Origin of the sequence: Chitinophaga sp. XS-30, assembly GCF_008086345.1 — a bacterium.
Taxonomy (GTDB): domain Bacteria; phylum Bacteroidota; class Bacteroidia; order Chitinophagales; family Chitinophagaceae; genus Chitinophaga.
On sequence record NZ_CP043006.1, the window covers coordinates 4,004,351 to 4,028,525 of the forward strand.

21 protein-coding genes are annotated in these 24,175 nt (G+C 51.5%); 4 read left to right on the plus strand and 17 right to left on the minus strand.

Features of this window, described 5'->3' with window-relative positions; genetic code table 11:
* Positions 1-46: 46 nt before the first annotated feature.
* From FW415_RS25180 to gyrA, 3 genes are all read right to left on the minus strand, one after another.
* Positions 47-427 carry a KGG domain-containing protein gene (locus FW415_RS25180; RefSeq protein WP_210420716.1) on the minus strand — a complete coding sequence of 127 codons (381 nt, stop codon included), beginning with the start codon at positions 425-427 and terminating at the stop codon, positions 47-49.
* A gap of 303 nt (positions 428-730) precedes the next feature.
* Positions 731-1,978, minus strand: a complete 1,248-nt coding sequence (locus tag FW415_RS16305; protein ID WP_148387148.1) for a hypothetical protein — start codon at positions 1,976-1,978, stop codon at positions 731-733.
* Between the two features lie 50 nt (positions 1,979-2,028).
* Positions 2,029-4,620 (minus strand): DNA gyrase subunit A, encoded by a 2,592-nt coding sequence (gene gyrA, locus FW415_RS16310; RefSeq protein ID WP_148387150.1) that lies wholly within the window; start codon positions 4,618-4,620, stop codon positions 2,029-2,031.
* Between the two features lie 371 nt (positions 4,621-4,991).
* Here gyrA and FW415_RS16315 point away from each other — a divergent pair, with 371 nt between their 5' ends.
* Positions 4,992-6,317: a saccharopine dehydrogenase C-terminal domain-containing protein gene (locus FW415_RS16315; RefSeq protein ID WP_148387153.1), complete on the plus strand. Its 1,326-nt coding sequence runs from the start codon at positions 4,992-4,994 to the stop codon at positions 6,315-6,317.
* A gap of 124 nt (positions 6,318-6,441) precedes the next feature.
* Here the strand turns inward: FW415_RS16315 and FW415_RS16320 are convergent, their stop codons facing one another.
* The 6 genes from FW415_RS16320 to pdhA form a co-directional block, all read right to left on the minus strand.
* The gene (locus FW415_RS16320; RefSeq protein WP_148387155.1) at positions 6,442-7,119 is read right to left on the minus strand and encodes a Sir2 family NAD-dependent protein deacetylase; all 678 of its coding nucleotides are present in this window, start codon (positions 7,117-7,119) and stop codon (positions 6,442-6,444) included.
* A gap of 171 nt (positions 7,120-7,290) precedes the next feature.
* Positions 7,291-7,698 carry an EVE domain-containing protein gene (locus FW415_RS16325; RefSeq protein ID WP_148387157.1) on the minus strand — a complete coding sequence of 136 codons (408 nt, stop codon included), beginning with the start codon at positions 7,696-7,698 and terminating at the stop codon, positions 7,291-7,293.
* A gap of 31 nt (positions 7,699-7,729) precedes the next feature.
* Positions 7,730-8,449 (minus strand): (Fe-S)-binding protein, encoded by a 720-nt coding sequence (locus FW415_RS16330; RefSeq protein WP_148387159.1) that lies wholly within the window; start codon positions 8,447-8,449, stop codon positions 7,730-7,732.
* A gap of 47 nt (positions 8,450-8,496) precedes the next feature.
* A complete protein-coding gene (ribH, locus tag FW415_RS16335; RefSeq protein ID WP_148387161.1) occupies positions 8,497-8,991 on the minus strand; it encodes a 6,7-dimethyl-8-ribityllumazine synthase in 495 nt (164 codons plus the stop codon).
* Positions 8,992-9,000: 9 nt separating this feature from the next.
* Positions 9,001-9,693: a tol-pal system YbgF family protein gene (locus tag FW415_RS16340; protein ID WP_148387164.1), complete on the minus strand. Its 693-nt coding sequence runs from the start codon at positions 9,691-9,693 to the stop codon at positions 9,001-9,003.
* Positions 9,694-9,737: 44 nt separating this feature from the next.
* Entirely contained in the window at positions 9,738-10,730 is a 993-nt protein-coding gene (gene pdhA / locus FW415_RS16345; protein ID WP_148389968.1) for a pyruvate dehydrogenase (acetyl-transferring) E1 component subunit alpha, read from the minus strand.
* Between the two features lie 170 nt (positions 10,731-10,900).
* Between pdhA and FW415_RS16350 the strand changes: the two genes are divergently transcribed.
* Positions 10,901-11,977, plus strand: coding sequence for a DNA replication/repair protein RecF (locus FW415_RS16350; RefSeq protein WP_148387166.1), 1,077 nt, complete (start codon positions 10,901-10,903; stop codon positions 11,975-11,977).
* A gap of 46 nt (positions 11,978-12,023) precedes the next feature.
* Here FW415_RS16350 and FW415_RS16355 read toward each other — a convergent pair whose 3' ends face one another.
* The 3 genes from FW415_RS16355 to FW415_RS16365 all read right to left on the minus strand — a co-directional run bounded on the left by FW415_RS16355 (position 12,024) and on the right by FW415_RS16365 (position 13,704).
* Positions 12,024-12,185, minus strand: coding sequence for a DUF1328 domain-containing protein (locus FW415_RS16355; RefSeq protein ID WP_148387169.1), 162 nt, complete (start codon positions 12,183-12,185; stop codon positions 12,024-12,026).
* Between the two features lie 74 nt (positions 12,186-12,259).
* The gene (locus FW415_RS16360; protein ID WP_148387171.1) at positions 12,260-12,916 is read right to left on the minus strand and encodes an NADPH-dependent F420 reductase; all 657 of its coding nucleotides are present in this window, start codon (positions 12,914-12,916) and stop codon (positions 12,260-12,262) included.
* A gap of 50 nt (positions 12,917-12,966) precedes the next feature.
* On the minus strand, positions 12,967-13,704 hold the full coding sequence (locus FW415_RS16365; RefSeq protein WP_148387173.1) for a menaquinone biosynthetic enzyme MqnA/MqnD family protein: 738 nt from the start codon (positions 13,702-13,704) through the stop codon (positions 12,967-12,969).
* Between the two features lie 104 nt (positions 13,705-13,808).
* On the opposite strand from FW415_RS16365, the gene purB reads away from it, so the two are divergent.
* A complete protein-coding gene (gene purB / locus FW415_RS16370; protein WP_246858771.1) occupies positions 13,809-15,149 on the plus strand; it encodes an adenylosuccinate lyase in 1,341 nt (446 codons plus the stop codon).
* 77 nt (positions 15,150-15,226) lie between these two features.
* On the opposite strand, the gene FW415_RS16375 is transcribed toward purB, so the two are convergent.
* The 4 genes from FW415_RS16375 to FW415_RS16385 form a co-directional block, all read right to left on the minus strand.
* On the minus strand, positions 15,227-17,587 hold the full coding sequence (locus FW415_RS16375) for a TonB-dependent siderophore receptor (protein ID WP_148387175.1): 2,361 nt from the start codon (positions 17,585-17,587) through the stop codon (positions 15,227-15,229).
* A 213-nt stretch (positions 17,588-17,800) separates the two neighbouring features.
* The gene (locus tag FW415_RS16380; RefSeq protein ID WP_148387178.1) at positions 17,801-18,649 is read right to left on the minus strand and encodes an FKBP-type peptidyl-prolyl cis-trans isomerase; all 849 of its coding nucleotides are present in this window, start codon (positions 18,647-18,649) and stop codon (positions 17,801-17,803) included.
* A gap of 171 nt (positions 18,650-18,820) precedes the next feature.
* Complete coding sequence (locus FW415_RS25420; protein WP_246858772.1) at positions 18,821-18,958, minus strand: hypothetical protein; 138 nt, start codon at positions 18,956-18,958, stop codon at positions 18,821-18,823.
* Entirely contained in the window at positions 18,955-19,827 is an 873-nt protein-coding gene (locus FW415_RS16385; protein ID WP_246858773.1) for a bifunctional oligoribonuclease/PAP phosphatase NrnA, read from the minus strand. Before FW415_RS16385 ends, FW415_RS25420 begins: the two co-directional genes overlap by 4 nt.
* A gap of 199 nt (positions 19,828-20,026) precedes the next feature.
* Here FW415_RS16385 and FW415_RS16390 point away from each other — a divergent pair, with 199 nt between their 5' ends.
* Positions 20,027-20,443 (plus strand): nucleoside-diphosphate kinase, encoded by a 417-nt coding sequence (locus FW415_RS16390; protein WP_148387180.1) that lies wholly within the window; start codon positions 20,027-20,029, stop codon positions 20,441-20,443.
* A 177-nt stretch (positions 20,444-20,620) separates the two neighbouring features.
* Here FW415_RS16390 and FW415_RS16395 read toward each other — a convergent pair whose 3' ends face one another.
* Positions 20,621-24,073 carry a pyruvate carboxylase gene (locus tag FW415_RS16395; RefSeq protein ID WP_148387183.1) on the minus strand — a complete coding sequence of 1,151 codons (3,453 nt, stop codon included), beginning with the start codon at positions 24,071-24,073 and terminating at the stop codon, positions 20,621-20,623.
* Between the last annotated feature and the right edge of the window lie 102 nt (positions 24,074-24,175).

A 24,175-nucleotide genomic window follows, 5' to 3' on the forward strand; every position in this document is an offset into this window, starting at 1 on the left:
ATGCTATTCATCATCCAACCATTGAAAAACAGAGATCGGATTTCCGTTAACGATTTTTACCTGGCTTGCGACCACCTCCGTGAGATGCTTTGCCTCCCTTGCTGGCGATCATTCTTTGTTTTTCTTTATCCATGGCAGCAAAACCGCGGCGACTGGGCGTACGGGCCGGCTTGGCGGATTCATGCGCTGCGGCATCTCCATCGGCCATTTGGGCTTCATGGCGTTTACGCCGGTCGTCCGCATCATATTCATTTTCGTCATAGCCTTCCAGCTGCTGATTCTTGTCATCATCATATTCGTCCTGCACATCGTCTATTTCATCCAGTTCGTCTTCCCGTCTGTGGTCCGGCCGGCCGGGTGCAGGTGCTGCATACATTTTTCGCTGTTGCGTTTCCTGGGTTCCGTTAGTGTTTGTTCTTGTGACCATAATTTTAAGGATTTTTGATATGGTGAAATGAAGTTTTCATTGATAATCCTGCTGTTATGGTGTAATTACCATGCCAACGGAGCTGCCTACGGTTATAGATTGGGGCTGCATATTTAATTGAATGATTAACAATGGATAAGGAAAAATGAAACAACTATTGGCTGCGGTCTTTTAATAATTCCTTCCGGAGCAGTGTAGAATTTTATGCACTAAATAAGGCAGTTGTTTCCTTGGATGCATAAAAAAGCGCCCCGGGATCTGTGGTCCCGGGGCGCTTTTTGTATAGATTGTCAGAACGACGGTTTACAATGCTTCCAGTTTTTTCTTGACAGCATCCACCTTGTCATTCATGCCTTTGATAGCGTATATCTTCTGGAGTGCGTAGAGGCAGCTTTCGTAAGTGCGTTTGTCACTGGCTTCCAGTTCGCTTTCTGCGGAGAATCCTGCATCTGCTTTTTCGAAGAACGGGAGGGACTGGTCCATCAGCTGCTCTACTTTTGTTTGCAGTTCTTTGGCCTTGGCAGAGCTTTGCTGTTTGCTGTCCATACTGTTCAACTCTTTGTTGTGCGCTACCGCACGGTTGAAATAGAGGGCGCCCAGCTGGAAATTGGCGGTGGCATCATCTGCTTTCAATTCCAGCGATTTCTTATAGGCTGTTTCCGCTTTATTCATCAGCTCATCGTAGTTATCTGGCTTCGGCATATCGGCGCCATTTTCGTCACGGGGATTCGCCAGGTTATCCAGACGGATGGCATAGTCCAGCTGAAGGCCGAAGTCATCCGGATTTTCCTGTACTTTCTTTTCCATCATGCTCATCAATTCATTGGTTTTACCGGTCTTTGAATAGTAGAGCATTTCCATTTCGTTAAAACGCTTGTCTGCCGGGAAAAATACCTTGGCGGAATCGATGGTGGCGATCCAGTTGGCGTTATCACCGCGTTCTTCGTACAGCTGTGCAAGCACTACGTATAATGCCGGTTCAGCCTTGAATTTCAGCTCGGCAGCTTTCTTCAGCTGTTCAAATGCAGCATCCTTGTTGCCGGCCTGGTTGGCGGCATAGCCTGCGTAGAATACCATAGCGGTATCGCGGGGAATGCTTCCGCCGAGGTCTTTACCATTATAGAAGTCCTGTATCTCGAACGCTTTTTTGAAATAGGCGTAGGAAGAGTCCCATTTCTGCTCATTCAGCTGGCCATAGCCTGCGTTGCCTACGGTGGCATATACATTGAACATCCTGTTTTGCAGTTCCAGGATGGCTTCTTTCAGCTTGGGATCTATTTCCAATGCTTTTTTGAAGGATTCGTATGCGGTGATGGCGTCTGCGGCGCTTTTCTCCTTGGTAGCAAGGGCTTCGTAGATCTTGCCTTTGACATACCAGGTTTTGGCGTCGTTCATGGTTTTTTCATGTTGCAGTGCTGCCTCTATATCTGCTTTTGCTTCATCGAGCTTGTTGCTTGACAGTTTTTCATCCGCACTATTCACTTTTGCACGCTGCGCCACCGCCGCAAAGCCGACGCTGCAAAAGAGAAGAGATACAAATAGTTTTTTCATGTAACTCAGGTTTTTTAATTATCGTTAATTGTTTATGGTTCGCAAGAAGTTTAAGCTTCTGTGTCTGTTTCCGGCGTTTCTGCCGCCGGTGCGTCGCCGCTATCGTCCCCGGTTCCTTCTCCTTCATTTTCAGTGGCTTCGCCTTCTGCCAGCAGTTCCACTTCTTCTTCCTGTTCATCGAGGCGGGCGACGGCAGCAATTTCGTCGGAATCATCCATCCGGATGAGCCGTACGCCCTGAGTTGCACGGCCGGCTTCGCGGATGTCCGCTATGGCCATTCTGATAGTGATGCCGGATTTACAGGTGATCATCAGGTCGTTCGTTTCCGTAACGTCCAGGATGGCGATCAATGGCCCTGTTTTTTCTGTAACACTGATGGTTTTCACCCCTTTTCCCCCTCTGTTGGTGATGCGGTATTCTTCAATATCTGTACGTTTACCAAATCCTTTTTCCGATACTACGAGTACGGTACGGGTTTTATCCTCCTTATCAACACAAATCATACCAACTACCTCATCCTTTTCATTGTCCACCTCGATGCCTCTCACGCCAATAGCCCCGCGGCCGGTATCGCGTACGGTCTTTTCCGGGAAACGGATGGCGCGGCCGCTGCGGATGGCCATCATGATCTCGCTGTTACCGTTGGTGAGCTTGGCTTCCAGCAATTGGTCGCCTTCATTCACGGTGATAGCGTTAACTCCGTTCTGACGCGGACGGCTGAACTCTTCCAGCAGTGTTTTCTTGATGATGCCGTTGCGGGTGCAGAGCACGATATAATGATTATTGATAAAGTCCTTGTCGCCCAGGTCCTTGATATCGATGATCGCCCGGATCTTGTCGTCAGACGGAATGGTGATCAGGTTCTGGATGGCGCGGCCTTTGCTTTGCTTCTCTCCTTCCGGTATCTCATACACTTTCAGCCAGTAACAGCGGCCTTTTTCCGTGAAGAACAGCATGGTATGGTGGGTGGAGGCTACGAACAGATGTTCGATATAATCCGTATCCCTTGTTTTTCCGCCGATGGCTCCGCGGCCGCCGCGCTTCTGCTGCCGGTAATCATATGCTGATGTGCGTTTGATATAACCGAGATGAGAAATGGTGATCACCACATCTTCTTCCGCGATGATATCCTCGATGCGCATTTCCGCAGCGAGATATTGTATTTCCGTTCTGCGTTCGTCGCCGAATTTTTTCTTTACTTCCGCCAGTTCGTCTTTGATGATCTGCATACGCAGGCCTTCATCGCCGAGGATCTCTTTCAGTCTGCCGATGAGTTTCATGATATCTTCATATTCTTCACGGATCTTGTCGCGCTCCATGCCGGTGAGCCTTTGCAGGCGCAACTCCAGAATAGCTTTGGCCTGTATTTCGCTCAGCCCGAAGCTGGTCATCAGTCCTTCGCGCGCAATTTCCGGTGTGGAAGAGTTGCGGATCAGGGCGATCACTTCATCCAGATGATCGAGCGCGATGAGGTAACCTGCGAGAATATGCGCTTTTTTCTCCGCTTCGCGCAATTCATACTGCGTTCTGCGGGTCACTACTTCGTGCCGGAACTCTACGAATTCAGCCAGCAGCTCCTTCAGGTTCATCACGCGCGGACGGCCTTTCACCAGCACAACGTTGTTGATGCCGTAGGAGGTTTGCAGTTCGGAATATTTATAAAGCTGGTTGATAATGACGTTGGGAATGGCTTCACGTTTCAGGTCTATCACGAGGCGCATGCCATCGCGATCCGATTCGTCGCGCACATCGGAAATACCTTCGATCACCTTGTCATTCACCAGTTGTGCTATCTTCTGATGCAGTACGGCCTTGTTGATCTGATAAGGCAGTTCATATATGATGAGCTTTTCCTTGCCGGCTTTGGTCGTTTCCGAATTGATCTTGCCGCGTACCACTACCCTTCCGCGGCCGGTCTCGAATCCCTGCTTCACTCCCTCGAAGCCGTAAATGATACCGCCGGTAGGAAAGTCGGGCGCCTTTACATGCTTGATCAGTTCATCGATGGTAATGTCTTTGTTATCGATCATGGCATGCAGGCCGTCCACCAGTTCAGAGAGATTATGGGGCATGATATTGGTGGCCATACCTACGGCAATACCGGAGGCGCCGTTGGCCAGCAGGTTGGGAATACGGGTGGGCAATACTACGGGCTCTTCCAGCGTATCGTCAAAGTTCAGGGTGAAATCCACCGTTTCCTTATCCAGATCGTCCAGCATGGCTTCCGCGATCTTCTGCAGGCGGACCTCCGTATAACGCATGGCAGCGGGCATATCACCGTCAATCGAACCGAAGTTTCCCTGTCCGTCGATCAGCAGGTAGCGCAAAGACCAGGGCTGCGCCATACGCACCATCGTGTCGTAAACGGAAGCATCCCCATGCGGGTGATACTTACCCATCACATCCCCTACCACACGGGCGGACTTTTTGTAAGGTTTGTTATGGGTGTTCCCCAACTCATTCATCCCGAACAGTACCCGGCGATGCACCGGTTTGAACCCATCCCGCGCATCCGGAAGCGCACGTCCCACGATCACCGACATGGAATAGTCGATGTACGCGGTTTTCATCTGCTCCTCGATGTTGACCTGAACAATTCTACCTTCCTTTTGATTGTCTTGATTGTCCGTATTCTCTATCATTATGTTATTGGTTTACAGGTTTTTCAGTCCCATTAAATGAAGAGCAAATATAACGCTTTCGCCGCGAATTCAGAGGGTTTGGGGGCTTAATGTTAATAAATAAGAAGGGTCTCCGGTAATGGGGGCAGATTGGTGCTTAAAACAAATTATACTACTTTCGCGTCATCTCCGGCAAATGTTCTATATATGCAAATTTTGCTATATACCAGCTTGCTTCAGATTGGCAAGCTATTTGTTTATAACCCTGTGAAAATCAAAGCCTAATTGGGAGAGAGAATGGATTCAGGCCAGGCCGGAACGCCCGTTTATACGAACATTGGCCCGAATTTTATTGTTACTCCCTGATAGTTTTAACCAGTTCTATAAAAATTATGAAGAACATTCTATTGTTTGGTGCCGGCAAATCTGCTACGTGTCTGATAGATTATTTGCTGGCAAATGCTCCACGGCAAAAATGGCATATTACGGTGGCGGATAATGACCTCATGCTCATCAAATCAAAGATCGGCAAGTCATATTACGCCACACCGGCTGCTATCGATATCAAAGACCAGGCGGTGCGGCAGCAGCTGATACAGGAAACCGACCTGGTGATCTCCCTGTTACCGCCGGCGCTGCACATTATCATCGCGAAAGACTGTCTGCGGTCCTCCAAAAACCTGCTGACCGCTTCTTATATCGATCCGGAGATCCGGAAACTGGAGAAAGATATAGAGAAAGCCGGCCTCCTCTTTATGTACGAAATGGGACTGGACCCGGGGATCGACCATATGTCCGCCATGAAACTGATCCATTCCATTGAAAAAAAAGGCGGGCAGATATTTTCCTTCAAATCTTACTGCGGCGGACTGGTTTCCCCCGAGAGCAACGATAATCCCTGGCAGTACAAAATATCCTGGAATTCCCGCAATATCGTATTGGCAGGCACCTCCGGCGCCATCTACCGCGAAAAGGGCAAAGTGAAGGAAGTCGGGTACGCTCAGCTGTTCGATCAGTCCAAAACCGTGCAGGTCCCCGGCCTCGGCAAACTGGCCTATTACCCCAACCGGGATTCGCTGAGTTATGTGGATGTGTATTCACTGGGCAATATTCCCACTTTCATGCGGGCGACCCTGCGGTATCCGGATTTTTGCGAGGGCTGGAACGCGCTCGTCAAACTGGGACTGACGGACGATGCGCAGAAGATGGACACGACCAATATGCCTTATTTCAAATGGGCGGCGCAGCACGTCAAAGTGGACAAGCAGCTGAGCCATGAAGAGAATATTGCGAAGTTCCTCGGCGTCAGCAGCAAAAGCAAGCTGATCCGTCAGCTGAAATTCCTCGGTATCCTTAACGGAGACCTGATCAATCAGGGCGAACAGACCAGTGCCGGTGTACTGCAGCATGTGCTGGATGTACGGCTGAAAATGGAGCCTTCGGACAAGGATATGATCGTGATGCTGCACGAGATAGAGTTTGAGCGCCGGAATATGGCCACGAAACTGCACAGCTATATGATCGTGCAGGGGGAGGATAATCTCCGTACTGCCATGGCCAAAACGGTTGGGCTGCCATTGGGGATCATGGCCAAACTGCTGCTTTCCGGCAATCTCCAGCTGAAAGGCCTGCATGTTCCCGTGATGCCCGAGGTATATAACCCGGTGCTGCGGGAACTGGAAGAGCACGACATCCGGTTTGAGGAGAGTTTTGAATAGATTTTAATGCAGCGGCAGTCAAAAGCAGGCCACGCCCGGGTATCCGGCAACGAAATGCTTTCGTTGATGTGATCGCCCGCCCGTTACATTGCTGCGGACAGCCTCGTTTTCTGTATGCTGATCATTAAATGAGGATATTCAGCAGTTCCTCCATGCCCGCCACGGCGGGTTTTTCTATAAGATGGTACCCGCTATCCCTGACCGGCGGTATCTTTTTGTCAATGATATATTTCGGTATCTCCCCGCGCAGATAATCCACCAGTCCCGCTGCGGGATATACATTCAGCGAAGTGCCGATCAGCACGAACACATCTGCCTGCACAATTTCCAGCACGGCGGGCTCGATCATGGTCACGGCTTCCCCGAACCAGACCACATGCGGCCGGAATTGTCCGCCATCGGGTGCCAGGTCCCCTATCTTGATGTCATCCATGTAAGGGTATAGTGTGCGCTCATCGATATCGCTTCTCATTTTCATGATCTCACCGTGGAGATGGAGCACTTTGGTGGAACCGGCACGTTCATGGAGATCGTCAATATTCTGGGTGATGATGCGTACGTCAAAATGCTCTTCCAGCGTGGCGAGGCCGGTATGCGCGGCATTGGGTTGCGCGTTCATGACATCGCGGCGGCGCAGGTTGTAGAAGTCCAGCACCAGCGCCGGGTTCTTTTCCCAGCCTGCCGGCGATGCTACTTCGTAAATGTCGTATCCTTCCCAGAGGCCGTCGCTGTCGCGGAAAGTACGAAGTCCGCTTTCTGCGCTGATGCCGGCGCCGGTGAGCACTACAAGTTTCGGTTTCATCGGTTTATATTTAATGTTCAGCACCTTTTCTCAGATCTTGTGCGGCTCCGGAACAGGAGAAACAAACAAAAAACCCGGAATATGATTCCGGGCAATATCTGTAAATGATCGCAAATTCTGCTGTGCTGCGGGTTACAAATTACGCAAAAAAAATTACCGGCAAAGGGGACCTTACATGCCGGCCATTTCCATGATCTTTTCATATTCCGCTTCCTTCACAGCACCCACAGATAATCTGCCAAGGCGGATCAGGTCCATATTGGCGAGACTTTTCTCTGCTTTCATCTGGGCAAGGGTAACGGGTTTTTTCAGTTTTTTGAAGGGTTTGAGATCCACCGCTACCCAGGCGGGGTCTGGTGTGGTAGGGTCCTGGTAATGTTCTTTCACCACTTTGGCAATACCCACGATCTCCAGCCCTTCATTGCTGTGATACCAGAACACGATATCTCCTTTTTTCATGGCTTTGAGATTGTTGCGCGCGGCATAATTCCGCACGCCGTCCCAGAAGGTCTGCCCATCTTTAACAAATTGATCCCAGGAGTACTTGAAGGGTTCGGATTTAACTAACCAGTATTGCATGATGAACTGAATTGGGTTGAGTTGATACGATTTACCAGCCGCTGGCCAGTACGTCCGCAATATGCATGATCCTGATATTGTGCCCGTGTTTGCGGATATAGCCATCCAGGTGCATCAGGCAGCTCAGATCTGTAGAAATGAGATAATCGGCGCCGCTGTCGATCGCATTGAGCACTTTCTGCTCTCCCATGCCCATGGATATCGGCTCGAATTTCACGGAGAAGGTGCCGCCGAATCCGCAGCAGACTTCGCAATCGGTCATTTCTTTGAGTTCCAGGCCTTTTACTTTGGACAGCAGTTTGCGCGGCCCTTCCTTGATGCCGCATTCGCGGAGGGCGCCGCAGGCATCGTGATAGGTACCGGTACCTTCGAGGGTAGCGCCGAGGTCGCTGACATGCAGCACGTCTGTCAGGAATTCCGTGAATTCGTAGAGGTTCTTCCTGAGCAGCTTTACATCGTTATGTGCGGCGGAATTATCGAACAGCTTGCCATAATAATTGCGGACAAACCCGGAACAGGAGCCGCTTGGCGAAACAATGTAATCATACGTCCGGAAGTCTTTCAGGAATTTGGTGGCCACGGAGCGGCACTCGTCCTGATAACCGGCGTTGAACGCGGGCTGGCCGCAACAGGTTTGCTCTGTATTGTAACTCACGTTGCATCCCAGCTTCTCCAGCACCTTTACCATATTAAAAGCGGTTTCAGGAAAGAGCTGGTCTACGAAGCATGGTATAAAAAGCTGTACGTTCATGCAGTATCAGTATCAGATGATGGTCATAAAGATAATTAACCGCTGCTTTATCGCGCCATTTGCCGCTGGAAAGCGATCATTTTTAGCGCGGTAAGCGCGCCCTCCTCCCCTTTGTGCCCGTGAGCGCCGCCAAGGCGGTCGGTCGCCTGTTCCACATTATCCACGGTGAGCACGCCAAAGATAACAGGTATGGGCAATTCCAGGTTCAGCTGCAGCACGCCTTCCGTTACGGCTTTGCAAACGTAATCGAAATGCGGGGTCTCTCCGCGGATGATGCAGCCAAAAGCCACGATGGCGGAGGGTTGTGAACCGGTGCCTTTGGTCTGTTCCCATATCTGTTTGCAGGCAAAGGGCAGTTCAAAAGAACCGGGCACCAGCATCTTGCGGTGGCTGACCTTGTATTCGTCCAGCACACGTTCGCAGCCTGCTGTCAGCTCATTCGTAATGAAGTCGTTCCACTCCGTATAAACAATAACAACACTGGCACCCTCCAGGTGAAGAATGCCAGCGTTGTTGAGTAAGGTCTGATTGTGTATAGACATTTCCCGAAATTATTTCACCACTCCAAGCCTGGCCAGGTACTTGTCCATTTCGCGGCCTTCGTTCGTTTGTGGGTATTTTTGTCTGATCTCCTGGTACACGGCAATGGCGTCCTGCGGTTTGTTGGCTTTTTCCAGCGCCAGCCCTGCACGGAGCAGGTAGATGGGTGAAATCAGCTCATTATCTGCAGCACCTGCTTTCTTGTAATAGCTTACGGCATCATCTGCTTTGTTCAGCTCCATATAGGCGTCGCCAATGAGGCCATTCGCCAGCGGTTGCAGCACCAGGTCATCGCTGGAGAATGCTTTCAGCTGCTCGATGCCTTTCTGGTAGTCGCCCAGTTTCACGTAGCATACGCCAGCACTGTACCTGGCGAGATTGCCGGCTTTTGTGCTGCCATATTTGTCGATCACCTGGAGGAAACCGTAGGTATTGCCGTCCCCGCTCAGTGCGAGACGGAAAGAATCCACGGCCAGATAGTTCTGTGCTGCAAAGATCGCTTCCTGCGCTTTTTTCTCGTTCGGCTCCTTGAAAAAGCGGTTGTAACCGATGAAGCCGCCGATAACCACCACTACAGCCACCAGGGCAACGAGAATGAAGTTCTTGTTTTTGCTATAAAAATCCTGCGCCCTGTCTACAGATTGCTGCAGGTCGAATTCCTGGGTAGATGCAGGTTTGCTTGTCTGAGTTTTGTTTTCTGCCATTTTTGTTTTGCTGTATGTTCAAAAGTAAGCGGGTTACTTTTTGTTTAGTCCATAATAAAAGGATAGTCCTCCTGCGTGTACACGTCTTTCAGCAGTTCGTCATCGGAAGGCCAGGGGCTTTCTTCTGCGAATTTCACGGATTCTTCCACTTCTGCCTTTACGCGTTCGTTGATCGCTTCGATTTCGGCGTCAGTGATCCATTTATTATCTACCAAAGTTTTCAGCACAACTGTGATCGGATCTTTTTCTTTATACTCCTCTACTTCTTCTTTTGTACGGTATTTGGCGGGATCGCTCATGGAGTGGCCGCGGTAGCGGTAGGTCTTGATCTCCAGCAGGGTGGGCCCGCCGCCTTCGCGTGCGCGGCTTACTGCTCTCTGAATACCTTCATGCACAGCTTCGCAGCTCATACCATCGATGGAGTCGGCCGGCATTTCATAAGCGTCGGCCAGTTTATAGATGTCCAGTACATTGGAGGTACGCTCTACCGAGGTACCCATGGCGTAATGGTTGTTCTCACAAATGAAGATCACCGGCAGTTTCCACAGCATGGCCATATTGAAGGTCTCATGCAGCATACCCTGACGGGCGGCGCCGTCTCCGAAGAAACAAAGCACTGTATTATCAGTTCCGAGATATTGCTCTGCAAATGCCAGGCCTGCACCGGTACCGATCTGCGCGCCTACGATACCGTGGCCGCCGAAGAACCCGTGCTCCTTGGAGAAAAAGTGCATGGAGCCGCCTTTACCTTTGGAACAGCCGGTTGCCTTACCAAACAACTCTGCCATACAAGCCTTGGCGGAAATGCCTTTGGCAACGGCCAGCGCGTGATCACGATAAGCAGTGATGAACTTGTCACCAGGTTTTGTAGCGGTCATAGCCCCTGCTGCGATGGCCTCCTGGCCGATGTAAAGGTGACAGAACCCGCGGATCTTTTGCATCCCGTACAGTTGACCGGCCTTTTCCTCGAAGCGGCGCAGTAACAGCATTAATTCATACCAGTACAGATAGGTCTCTTTGGTGAATTTCGTCTTCACGTCTGTTAAAGTTTGCACTATTTCTAAATTTGTTCGCAAATATAACAGGAAAATCTGCAAATTCAAGCAATTTTGCAGAAGGATGTACGGACATCTACAGCAATACGCAATGGATTGCGGCACTATCTGTTAAAAATATTACTTCATTATATTAATTATATCCTGCAAGCTTGTTATCAGTTTCAAAAATATCGCTCACCCAATTCAAGAATTACTCCCACCGTGTTTTCCATTTTTCCAAAAGGATCGTAGGCATTACAGGCCGGAACGGCTCGGGGAAAACGAATCTGCTGGACGCTATTTATTATCTCTGCTTTTCCAAGAGTTATTTCAGCACGGCCGAGCATCAGAATGTGCAGTACGAAACGAACGGCTTCCGGTTGGAAGCCCTGCTGCAAAGGCATGCGAAGGGCGAAAAGGTCGTTTGCACCATGAAAGAAGGGAAAAAGGAGATCGCATTGAATGATGAGGCCTATGAACGGTTTTCCCGGCATATCGGGCAGTTCCCGGCCGTTATGATCGCGCCTGACGATGCCGAGATCATCCTCGGCGGCAGTGAAGGGCGGCGGAAATGGCTGGACAGCCTCCTCTCCCAGTTGCAGCCGGGGTACCTGGATCACCTCATTGCCTATCACAAAGTGCTGCAGCAACGGAACAGCCTGCTGAAAACCATGCAGCCCACCGATGCCCTGCTCGATGTGTTCGATGAGCAGCTGGTGCAGCATGGCATTCCTGTGTACGAAGCGCGCAAGGCCTTCCTGGAGACCTTCATCGGGCAGGTACAGGACCGGTACGATTACCTCGCCGGAAAGCATGAGACCGTTGCTTTTCGCTATCAGAGCCAATTGCAGGAACAGGGCCTCGCTTCCCTCCTGGCCGGTAGCCGCCTGCGGGACAAGCAAATGCAACGCACCACGCAGGGTATTCACCGGGATGATCTCCTTTTTCTGCTGGATGAGCATCTCATGAAGAACAGCGCCTCCCAGGGGCAGCGCAAAAGCTTCCTGTTCGCCCTGAAACTGGCGCAATATGAAGCCATCCGCGCGCACAAACAATTCCCACCCATCCTTTTACTGGACGATGTGTTCGAAAAGCTGGACCAGGAACGGGTATCCCGCCTGATCAGCCTGGTGCTGAGACCGGACTACGGCCAGGTATTCATTACGGATACCCATGGCGACCGGCTGTTGCAGGCGTTCTCGGACAACCCGGACGCGATCCAGCTGATCTCCATGCAGGACCTTTGAGGCCGTTGCGGCGAAAATTACCCCATCAAGGGAAAAACAGCAACAACTATCTTCTCATCAGCCCCGCGATCAGGGATATCAGGAAGATCACCACAAAAATGTAGAAAAGGATCTTTGCAATGCCAGCAGCACCGGCGGCAATACCGCCAAAACCGAAAATAGCCGCTACAATTGCGATAATGAAGAAAATAAGCGCCCAGCGTAACATAGTGACAGATTTTAAGGTTAGACAATCTTTCCGGTAATTTGGCAATTATCGTTCCAGCCTGAAAAAAGGGCCGGTTAGTGACGAAGCAACCGAAAGGCATGATGCCATTTCCCCGTTCTGAAACCTACAGCCCACCATATCATGAAGAGGGATTCCAGGTGACGGCTCATGTCGATGCCGCCGGTATCTTCCACATCCCGCCAGCCCAGATGATGCAGCAGATCGGTAACAGCCTTTTTGGCCAGATCATCGTTGCCGGCAATGAACATGGTAGGTAGCCCTTCCTCCAGATGCGGATCAGTTATCAACTGCTGGCCGGTGCAGTTCAGCGCTTTCACAACATGGGCATCCTGAAGCCAGGCCTGTACCCTTTCCCCGCCTGAACCGGCATTGCCCGGGGAGAAATGGAGCCTTCCCATGTTATCCGGACCTTTGCCATCCAGGGGATTGGTGACATCCACAACTACTTTTTTTCTGAAATTCCAGACCCCGGCCGTTTCTATCGCAGCCTGCGTACCGGTCCACCTTGTACAAAGAAACAAAAGGGCGCCGAAGGCAGCCGCTTCGGCAAAGGTGCCGAGTTGCGCGGTATGAGGGTTTTCGTGTATCCATTGCTGCAACTTTTCCTTATAGCGGTTCCTTGTACCGATCATAACGTTGTAGCCTGCACGAACAAGGCCCCGCCCAAGGGTCAGCCCGGTTTCCCCGGAGCCAAGGATGCCTACTTTCATACTACCTGGAATTTAGTATGGTAAGTTAAGCATAAAAGCGGTAACAACGGCTATTGAAGCCAGGTCAGGAACTTCTGCATCCCCTGCCTTTTCGAAGGGGTCAGCCGGTAACTGATGTTGCGGGTATAATAGGTGGTCAGGTCCAGTCCGGGGCTGACGTTCTCCGCCACCACAGCAGGAATATTATTCAAACCGATGCTGTTGGCATCGTTAAAAAGCTGGATGAATTCCACGGGCAGCGGGCGGTTGCTGATCCATGCCGCGAATACGAAGGGAAGGCTGGTAAACCGGATCCAGGCCTCGGCAAGATCATAAATATAGGGGGATACATGCCTTTGCGCAAGGGCACGGTCGCCGATCACGAGGCCCGCATCCGTACCGGTAATTTTATCCTGGTAATCCTCAGCCGTCTCTATCAGTTCCACGTTCAGCTTCCAGTGGTCGCGCACCAGCAGCTTCAGCAGGGCTACAGAGGTGCGGCTCTGGTAATCGAGGTATATCCGTTTGATGTCCTGCAGCGGCACCTCGCTGAAGAGGCAAACGGAGGCTACAGGCCCTTCGGCCCCAATACAGAAGTCGGCTATGATATGATGCTCCTTCAGTCTGGGTATGATGGCTACCGGCACGAGGGCCACATCTACCTCCCCGTCTATCAGCTGGCGGGCTATCCTGGCGGGATAATCCATGCTCAGTTCCATCATGTTCATCACCTTATGTTCCCTGAAACCATATAATAATGGTTTCGTATTCAGATAACTAACCGCAGCTACTTTTACTTTCCGTTCCAATTTCTGTAATTTTGAGCCTGCAAAAATAAAGTAATTCCTGCATACCAACGCCGGTAATACACGCTGAAGGTCACCAGGGGCAATTTTGAATGGTTAATAAAAACATGATGCAACTACAAGCTTTAACTGCTATTTCCCCGGTGGACGGGCGTTACAGGGGACAACTGGAAGAACTTGCCCCTTATTTTTCGGAATATGCACTGATCCGTTACCGTGTACAGGTGGAGATAGAATATTTCATTGCCCTGGCTGAACAGAAGCTGTTTACCCTGCCCAAAGCCAAAATTCCCGCCCTGCGCAACATTTACCAGTCATTTTCCCTGGAGAACGCACAACTGGTAAAGGATACCGAAAAGATCACCAATCACGATGTAAAGGCGGTAGAATATTTCCTGAAGAATGAACTGAAAGCCCTGGGGCTGGAAGATAAACTGGAATGGGTGCATTTCGGGCTGACCTCCCAGGATGTGAACAATACGGCCACTCCCCTGCTCTGGAAAGATGCGGTTGAGCAGGTGTACCTGCCGGCCATTGCCAACCTGGTACTGCATCTGAAAAAACTGGCGAAGGAATGGAAAGCGGTGCCGATGCTGGCCAGAACACATGGTCAGCCGGCTTCCCCCACCCGCCTGGGTAAGGAGATACTGGTGTTCGTGGAAAGGCTGGAAGGGCAGATAAAGCTGCTGGGGCAGGTGCCTTTTGCAGCCAAGTTCGGCGGTGCTACCGGGAACTTCAACGCCCATCATGTGGCATTTCCCACCATCAACTGGGAAAAGTTCGGCAACAAGTTCGTGAACAATACGTTGGGCCTGCAGCGGATGCAATACACTACGCAGATAGAGCATTACGACAACCTGGCGGCACACTTCGATACGCTCAAAAGAGTGAATAATATACTGGTGGACCTTTGCCGGGATATCTGGACGTATATTTCCATGGATTACTTCAAGCAGAAGATCAAAAAGGATGAGGTGGGCTCTTCCGCCATGCCGCATAAGGTCAACCCGATAGATTTTGAGAATGCCGAAGGCAATCTTGGTCTGGCCAATGCGCTGTTTGAACACCTGAGCGCCAAGCTGCCCATTTCGCGCCTGCAGCGGGATTTGACGGATTCCACTGTGCTAAGGAACGTGGGTGTGCCCATGGCCCATACCCTGCTCGCCACGAAATCCATCGGGAAAGGGCTGGGTAAACTGATCCTGAATGCTGCAAAACTGGAAGAAGACCTGAACAATAACTGGGCTGTGGTGGCTGAAGCTATTCAGACGGTGCTGCGCCGGGAGAATTACCCCCAGCCTTATGAAGCGCTGAAGGCGCTTACCCGCGGCGGGGAACAGATCACGCAGAAGACCATGCAAAAGTTCATAGACGGTCTGAAGATCAGCGCCGCCCTGAAAAAGGAGCTGAAAGCGATCACTCCGCATAATTATACCGGCATACACTGATCATATCTCATATAAAAAACGGGCAGCATCATATTTTTTGACGCTGCCCGTTTTTTGTTTTGCGGTATTGCCCGCTCCTAGAATTTGTAAGCCATGCTGAACCGGATATCTCTCGGAGGCTCGGCCTGCCAGTAATAATAGGCACCGTAGTCCGCGCCGGTATAAAGATATTCATCCAGGATATTGAAGACGTTGGCCGTGAGCCTGATCTTCTTCTTTTCCCAGAACAGCCCGCCATCCAGCCGGAAATAGTTGGGGAGGGACATTCTGCTTGGTTCGGTGGTCCATGCCCATGAGCTTCTCTCTGCCTGCCAGCTGAAGCCGCCGGCAATACCCGCGCCTTTCAGCGCACCGCTTTGCAGGGTGTAGGTCAGCCAGGTATTCAGGTTATGCTTGGCAAAACCGGCAATGCGTGTGCCTTTCGTGATAATGTTGCCGTTGGATCCTCCCTCTTTGCTCACGTAGGAATCGGTAAATGCATAGTTGGCCACCACACTTAAACCGGTTACCACTTCTCCCATCACATCCACTTCAACGCCTTCCGCCCGGCTTTGGCCCAGCTGGAGCACATAAGGATTTGCGGGTGTGCCGGAGGGGTCGGCAGACAGTTCGTTATTCTTGATGATGCGATAGGCGGCCAGCGTAGTGCTCAGCTTGCCGTCAAACCAGTTTTTCTTCACACCGAACTCGATATTGTTCCCGGTGATGGGTTTGGGAGGATTGCCGCTTCTGAGGTTGCCCGTTTGCGGGATGAAAGACTGGTCGTAGAGCGCATAAACAGAAGTGCTGCGATCGACAGAAAAGCTGATGCCTGCTCTTGGGGTGAATTGCTTTTCTTCCATTTCACCTTCTTTTACATAGGTGTAACGGCCGGCCAGTGTGAGGCGCAGCTTGTTATCGAAAAATCCGAGCTCATCCTGGAAGTACAGGCCGGTATAAGACTGGTTTACCCTGGAAACGGCCCGTTGTGACAAGCTGGTAGTGCGGTCGAAAACGGGGATACCGCCAATGGGCATGCCATAACTGGGATCATGCGCGTTGAAATAACCATTCGCAGAGTCAAGCTGATGTGATTGTCCCCAATCGTAGAGGGCTTCCTTCGTACCTACGTCCAGGCCGGCCAGAATGCGGTGGTGAACGCCGCCGGTGGTCACATCGCCATTCACGAAAGCCTGTCCATATGTATTCCTGATATCTCCGTCAAATGCGTACAGCCTGCGGATGATGTTGCCATCGGGCAGCACGGCATCAGGCCATATATCGCTGGATACCTGTTTGAAGTTGAAATGCGCGATCTGGGCGGTCAGTTTCCACTGGTCGTCCAGCTGATGCTGCAGGTTCACGAATGCGCTGTGCTCATTGATCTTGCTTGGCACAATAGCGGGATTGGACATGCTGAAGTTGCGCGGGTACACCGCAAAACCTTCTGTGGAGAAGACGTATGCGGAGCCGAGGTCAGACATGGTAACATGCTGAAAGGTGTATTCTGCGGTCAGCAGTGTCTTCTCATCCAGCTGATAGCTGATCACCGGGGCGATGCTGAAGCGGTCGTTGAATTCATAATCGCGGAAGGAGTTTTTGGTTTGTCCCATCAGGTTGAAGCGGTAAAGCACTTTCCCGGGTTTATCCAGCTTCCCGTCCAGGTCCAGCGTAGCACGCATGAGATCAAAGCTGCCGTAGGTCAGGGTAGCTTCGCCTTTGCTGATGCCGGTAGGCTTTTTGGTCACCACATTATAGATACCTGCCGGTTCACCGTTGGACATCATGAATCCAGCCGGCCCTTTCACGAATTCGATATGGTCTACAAAGCTCATATCTTCCGTGAGCGGACCCCAACTGGAGGTTACGTTCACGCCGTTGCGGAAAGCTGCCAGGCGCCCGCCGCGTGCATTGATGCGGGTGTAAATATCGCCCCAGTGCTCCAGGCGGGTGACGCCGCTGATATTTTTGGCTACGCCATCGCTCATGGAAATGATGTTCTGGGTGGCCATCAGCTTGCCGGTCACCACCTGAATATTCTGCGGCGCTTCCAGCAAGGGTGTGGCAATGCGGAGCGATTGGGAAGTACGGTCTGCCTTGAAGCTGTTGCGGTTGCCGGTTACGATGATGCCCTGCAACTCGCCTACCTGCAGGCCTATCCGGAGGTCCGCCGTAACGGTGCTGTTATTTTCCACAGTAACCGTCCGGCGCACTTCTTCGTGGTTGCGGAGGTTGATGAGCAAGGTATAGTTCCCGGGTTTTATGTTCCTGAAACTGAAAACGCCTTCCTGGTTGGAGATAGCATGGGCACCGGTCTCTGTCAGTTCAACCGTAATGCCGGCAACGGGACTGTCGTCCGCTGAGGTGACTTTACCTGTAATATGCCCGCCGGACCGCTGTGCAAAGGATGTTGCAGCTGCAAACAGGCATAACAGGATTAGTAGGATCCTTCTTTTCATCTTTTATAGTTTAGGATTCCGGTTTTTATTCAGGACAGCCGGAATTTGCGCAAAGGTCGGGTGCCATTACGCGGGGCGTTTACGCGATCGGGTAATTCATTTACGATATCCGGAATTTTTTTGGAGGGCGGGGAACAGGGGGCGAAATAACAAGAGGCTGTATCAACGTTCTGATACAGCCTCTATGTAATAATATAACAAGGTACTAGCGGACTAGTTAGCCGGTGTTTCAGCGGGTTTAACGTCCAGCAGTTCCACGGTGAATACCAGTACGCTGTTCGGCTGGATCATCGGGGGGCTGCCGTCAACGCCGTAAGCGAGTGAAGAAGGGATCACCAGCGTGGCTTTGGAGCCTTTTTTCAGCTGGGCGATACCTTCGTCCCATCCCGGGATCACGCGGCCCTGGCCAACGGGGAAAGTCAGCGGCTGCAGGGGCATGCCGGGGCGCAGGGTGGTATCCTGGTTGGAATCGAACATGGTGCCATCCAGCAGTTTACCGGTGTAGTTCACGGAAACGATATCACCGTTCTTGGGCTGTTCGCCGGTACCTTCCTCGGTCACGGCGATGTAAACGCCAGAGGGAGTGGTGGTAGTGGTCAGGTTGTTCTTGGAGATATATTCCTTGATCTCTTTTTCTTCCTTGGCGTTTTGTTTGGCTTTGGAATATTTGCTTTCCACGCGGAAAGCGATCCGCATGTTATCACCTTTCTTGGCGAACATCGGCATTTGCGGCAGTGAGTCAACAGGGAGCACAAATGTGGCGCTGTCCCCTTCAGACAATTCAACGAAGCCGTCCATCAGGTCCAGTTTGTCTTCGGATTTTTTGATCACAACGGTAATGGGCGTACCAGCTCTTTCTTTCCTGGAGTCCATCAGCAATGAATCGTTCAGATAGGTGGTAAAGTGCATGAGCACGGTGTCGCCCACTTTCAGCTTTTCTCCCTTGCCATTCACATCGATGGTATAATCAATGCCACCGGGAGTTTTCCTCGGGCCGCCGGTACCGCAGCTTGCCGCAAGCAAGCCCAGTGATGCAACAAGTAACAGGTTGTTCTTTTTCATCAGTGAATTTTAGATTTTTTTTCGGGCCTAATGGAACCTTGCGGTTTCACCAGTTAGTTTCAGATTTTTTTCGGGCCTGATGAAACCTTATCGGCGCCACCAGCTTATTTAGACTTTTTTAGCCTGATGGAACCCTGAAGGCTCCATCAGGCCGTATTGGTATGAACGGATCTATTGCAAAAGGTCTTCATTCTCGTGCATGGCATTCAGAAAGCGCTGAACGGTCCTTTCCAGGGAATCCGGGCTTCTGCCGCCGGAAGCATTGAAATGGCCGCCGCCTTCAAAATATTTGCGTGCGAATGTATTCACATCAAAAAATTGCCCTTGGAGCGGAAAGACAGCTTTACCTCCGAATTCCGGTCGATGATCAGCGCTGCTAATTTAATGCCTTGAATGGACAAAAGGAAATTTACCAATCCTTCCGTATCCCCCGTCTGCAGATCGAACCTTTTCAGGTCGCTGTAAGGGATGGCCATCATGGCAGTATTGGTTTCGTAGAACACTTCCATGCGGTTCAGCAGGCTGTGCCCGATAAAACGCAGGCGGTTCTCCAGGAAATTGTCATAGATCGCCTGGTGGATGTATTCATGTTCCAGTCCCCTTTCCAGCAGATCCGCCACCATCCGGTGCACCCGGGCGGAAGTGGAGGCAAAACGGAAGGAACCGGTATCGGTCATCGTACCGGCATAGATACATTGTGCAATATCGTTATCTATATAATGTTCATCCCCGAGGCGGTAGATGATCTCGTAGATCAGCTGGGCGGTGGACGCGGCGGTGGTATCGCTGATGCCGTAGTCGAAATCGGGCTGCGGCTCCAGGTGATGGTCCACCAATATCTTGATGCAACTCAGCTTTTCCAGGTAAGGTTCCATGTTCTTCGTCCTGCCCAGGTGGTTGAAATCCAGGCAGAAGAGCAATTCCACTCCGTCCAGCGCTTTAAGGGATTTATCCAGGGCGGATTCAAAATCCAGTACATTATCGCTCCCCGGCATCCATTTCAGGAAATCCGGAAAATTGGTGGGCGAGATGGCGGTAACATCGTGGCCTTTACGCCTGAGATAGTGGTACAGGGCAAGTGACGAACCCATTGCGTCCGCATCAGGCTTCTGATGCATGGTGATCACCACTTTTTTGGGGCTATCCAGTAATGGCTTAATTTCCTCAATTGGCTTCATTCCAAAAACTATAATTTAATAAGATACAAGCGGTTAAAGCACTGCCTGGATTCGTTTATGCAAACGAAGTGCGAAGTTCTTTATTTGAGGCAGAATTTCAAAATTTTTTACTGCTAATCAAAAACTGTTTACTTTTGCGCGCAAAACCGGTTAATAGCCGGTCATTGTTGTTCCACCTGATAAACGACTAATCTTCAATATGACTAACAGAACATTTACCATGATCAAGCCCGATGCCGTTGAAAACGGACATATCGGGGGCATCCTGGACAAGATCTGCGCAGCAGGTTTCCGGATCGTAGCCATGAAACTGACAAAATTGTCCGCCGGGAAAGCGGGTGAATTCTATGCTGTACACAAGGAAAGGCCTTTTTACGGTGAACTGGTGGAGTTTATGAGCAGCGGGCACATTGTTGCGGCTATCCTGGAAAAGGACAATGCCGTGGAAGATTTCCGCAAGCTGATCGGTGCTACCAATCCTGCCCAGGCTGAGGAAGGTACTATCCGCAAGATCTACGCAGAGTCCATCGGCCGTAACGCCGTGCACGGATCTGATTCCAATGAGAACGCCGAAATTGAAGGCAACTTCTTTTTCAGCGGGCTGGAGAAGTTCTAGCAGCTGATATCTTTCAAGATAGCGGGGCTGACCAAACTTTTGGTCAGCCCCTGATTTTTTTCGGGTACTGATGCAGACCTGTCATCACTCCAGCAATCCCCTTCATTTTTCTTTTGTCGCCTCCTCTTTTTTACCGGAAAGGCAAAGGCTCCGCGAACCCGGGGCAGCCTTTGTATATCATTCCACTTCCACGACCAGGTCATCCTGTTGCACCATCGTACCTTCTCTCAGGTGAATGGCCTTTACTTTGCTTTCACGGGTAGCGGTCACGGTTGTTTCCATTTTCATCGCCTCAATGATGAACAGCGGGGCATTGGCGCTGATAACGTCGCCGGCTTTTACCAGGAGTTTTGACAGCTTTCCCTGCAACGGGGCGCCGACTTCATTGAGCGGGTCGCTGACCTTTTTATTGACGGGCACTTCGCTTTTTACGGCTTTATCCCTTATCTGTACGCGGCGGGTATATCCGTTCAGTTCAAATACCACGGTACGCATGCCGCTTTCATCCGGCGGCAGGATGTACATGAGTTTTACAATGATGGTCTTTCCTTTGCCCAGGGTGATCAGTATCTCTTCGCCGAGGCGCAGCCCGTAAAAGAAAGCTGGTGTGGGAATAGCTTCCACATTGCCGTACACCTGGGCATGCTGGTAGTATTCGTCAAATACCTTGGGGAACATATGATAGCTCAGGTAGTCCAGGAACTCCGCCATGGGATACTTCAGCTGGAAGGCCGCAAAATCGCTATCGAAGTCCACCGCCGGGAGCAGTGCATTGGGTTTTCCGCTGAGCGGCTGATGGCCTTTCAGCACGATGCGCTGCAGCTTTTCGGGAAAACCGCCGTATGGCGAGCCGATCTCTCCCCGGAAGAAGCCCTGCACGGATGAGGGGAAGGCCAGGTTGCGGGTTTCGTCCATCACATCGGCGGCTGTAAGGTTATTGGCGGTCATGAACAAAGCCATATCCCCTACTACCTTTGAACTGGGCGTTACTTTCACGATATCGCCGAAGAGCTGGTTCACTACGGCATAATTATGCTTGATGGTCTCCAGTTTGTCTCCCAGCCCCAGGGATTCCGCCTGCTGGCGCAGATTGGAGTACTGGCCGCCGGGTATCTCGTTCTCATACACCTGGGCGGTACCGGCTTTCATATCCGATTCAAAAGGATAATAATATTCCCGCACATCTTCCCAGTAATTGCTGTAGGCATTCAGTGAAGCCAGGTTCATGGGCTGGCTGCGCTCATGGTTCTCCAGTATGGCGGCCATTGCGTTCAGGTTGGGCTGGGAAGTAAGGCCGCTGAGGGAAGCGATGGCGCAGTCCACCACATTCACGCCGGCTTCTATGGCTTTCAGGTAGGTGGCGGCCTGTACGGAAGCTGTATCATGCGTATGCAGCACAACAGGGAGCTTTACCGTATCCCTCAGGGATGTTACCAGTACGGTGGCGGCCTGCGGTTTGAGCAGCCCGGCCATATCCTTGATGCAGAGCATGTGTGCGCCGGCATCTTCAAGGCGTTTGGCGAGGTCGAGGTAGTAACCGAGGGTGTATTTGCGATTGTCTTTATTCAGGATATCCCCGGTATAGCTGATCGCGGCCTGCGCGAGGGAACTGGTATTGTTGCGCACGAAACCGATGCTTGGTGTCATGGCTTCGATGTCATTCAGGGAATCGAAAATGCGGAAGATGTCGATACCGTTTTCCGCGGCTTTTTCGATGAACCGGGCAATGAGGTTTTCCGGGTAAGCGGAATAACCCACTGCGTTGGAGCCGCGGAAAAGCATCTGCAGCAGTACATTGGGCATGGCTTCCCGCAATTGCTGCAGCCTGCGCCAGGGGCATTCGTGCAGGAAGCGCATGGCAACATCGAAGGTAGCGCCGCCCCATACTTCCATGGAGAAGATCTGGGGGTTGTTGCGGGCATAGCCTTCAGCTACGGCCAGGATATCTTTCGAGCGCACCCGGGTGGCCAGCAGGCTCTGGTGGGCATCGCGGTAGGTGGTATCGGTAAAGTACACCGGTTTTTCGTTCCGCAGCCATTGGGCAAATCCTTCCCTTCCCATCTCTTCCAGCCGGTTGCGGGTGCCGTACGGCAGGGGCGCCAGCGGATCGAAGGAAGGTACATGCGGCGCACGGAAACGTTTGCTGTCATGCTTGCCTTTTACGTCCACATGCCCGTTCACGGTAACGTCCGCCAGGTACATGAGCGTCTTGGTGGCGCGGTCGCGGATCGGTGAGAGTTTGAACAGTTCCGGATGTTTGTCGATGAACCCTACCGTGCAGTTGCCTTTGCGGAAAGTATCGTGCGTGATCACATTTTCCAGGAAGCGGATATTGGTCTTCACCCCCCTGATCCTGAACTCTTTCAGGGTGCGGTGCAGGCGGCCCGCGGCGCCGGACAGCGTACGGCCGGAAGCGGTGACCTTTACCAGCATGGAATCGAAGAAGGGCGATATCTTCACGCCCGAATAGGCACTGCCCTCGTCCAGCCGGATGCCGAAACCGCCGGCATTGCGGTAGGCGATCACCGTACCGTAGTCCGGCGTGAAATTGTTCTCGGGGTCTTCCGTGGTCACACGGCACTGAATGGCAAAACCGTTCAGCTTCACATCTTCCTGGCTTTTAAGGAATATCTCCGGGTCGGACAGGTGATGCCCCTTGGCAATGAGTATCTGGGAACGCACGATATCTATGCCGGTAACTTCTTCCGTTACCGTATGCTCCACCTGTATACGCGGGTTCACTTCTATGAAATACACCTTGTTCTGCCGGTCCACCAAAAATTCCACGGTGCCCACATTGTTGTATCTCACTTCACGCGCTAACGCCAGCGCATATCCGTAGATCTCGTTCCTGGTTTCAACGGGCAGGTTCGGTGAGGGCGCTATTTCCACCACTTTCTGGAAGCGGCGTTGCACGGAGCAGTCCCGTTCATAGAGATGCACGATGTTGCCGTGGTTATCTCCCATCAGCTGTACTTCTATATGCTTGGGCTCTTCGATGAATTTTTCGATGAAGATGGTATCGTCTCCGAAGGCTTTGCCGGCCTCGCTGCGGGCTTCGATGAAGGCTTTTTCCAGCTGTCCTTCCTGCTGCACCACGCGCATGCCGCGTCCGCCACCGCCGGCCGCCGCTTTCAATATCACGGGAAAACCGATGCGGGTGGCTTCCTTTATAACGGTCTGTATATCTTCAAGCTTTGCCTGGCTGTCTTCGATCAATGGCACCCCTACCCTCCTGGCGAGGGTTTTGGCGGCTACCTTGTCGCCCAGCTGGGCCATCACCTCATGGTCCGGCCCTACAAAAATGATCCCTTCTTCCTTGCAGCGGCGGGCGAACTGCACACTTTCGCTCAGGAAGCCGTAGCCGGGGTGAATGGCATCTACCTGCTGCGATTTGGCCAGGTGGATGATAGCCTCCACATCGAGATAGGGTTTCAGGGGGTCATCGTCTTTTCCGATCTGGTAAGCTTCGTCCGCCTTGTAACGATGTAGTGAATATCGGTCCTCATAGGTGAAGACCGCTACGGTCCTGATCCGTAATTCTGCTGCAGCTCTCAATACCCTTACGGCAATTTCCCCGCGGTTCGCCACCAGCAGCTTTTGTATCCTTTTTAACGATGAATCCGTCATAACAGTGGTTGTAAATTCCGGCCAATATAGCATTATTGCTAAAAACCGGCAGCCGTAAAAGTAGCAAAAGAATCAGGTTTTTTATTCGTTCAATTCTAAAAT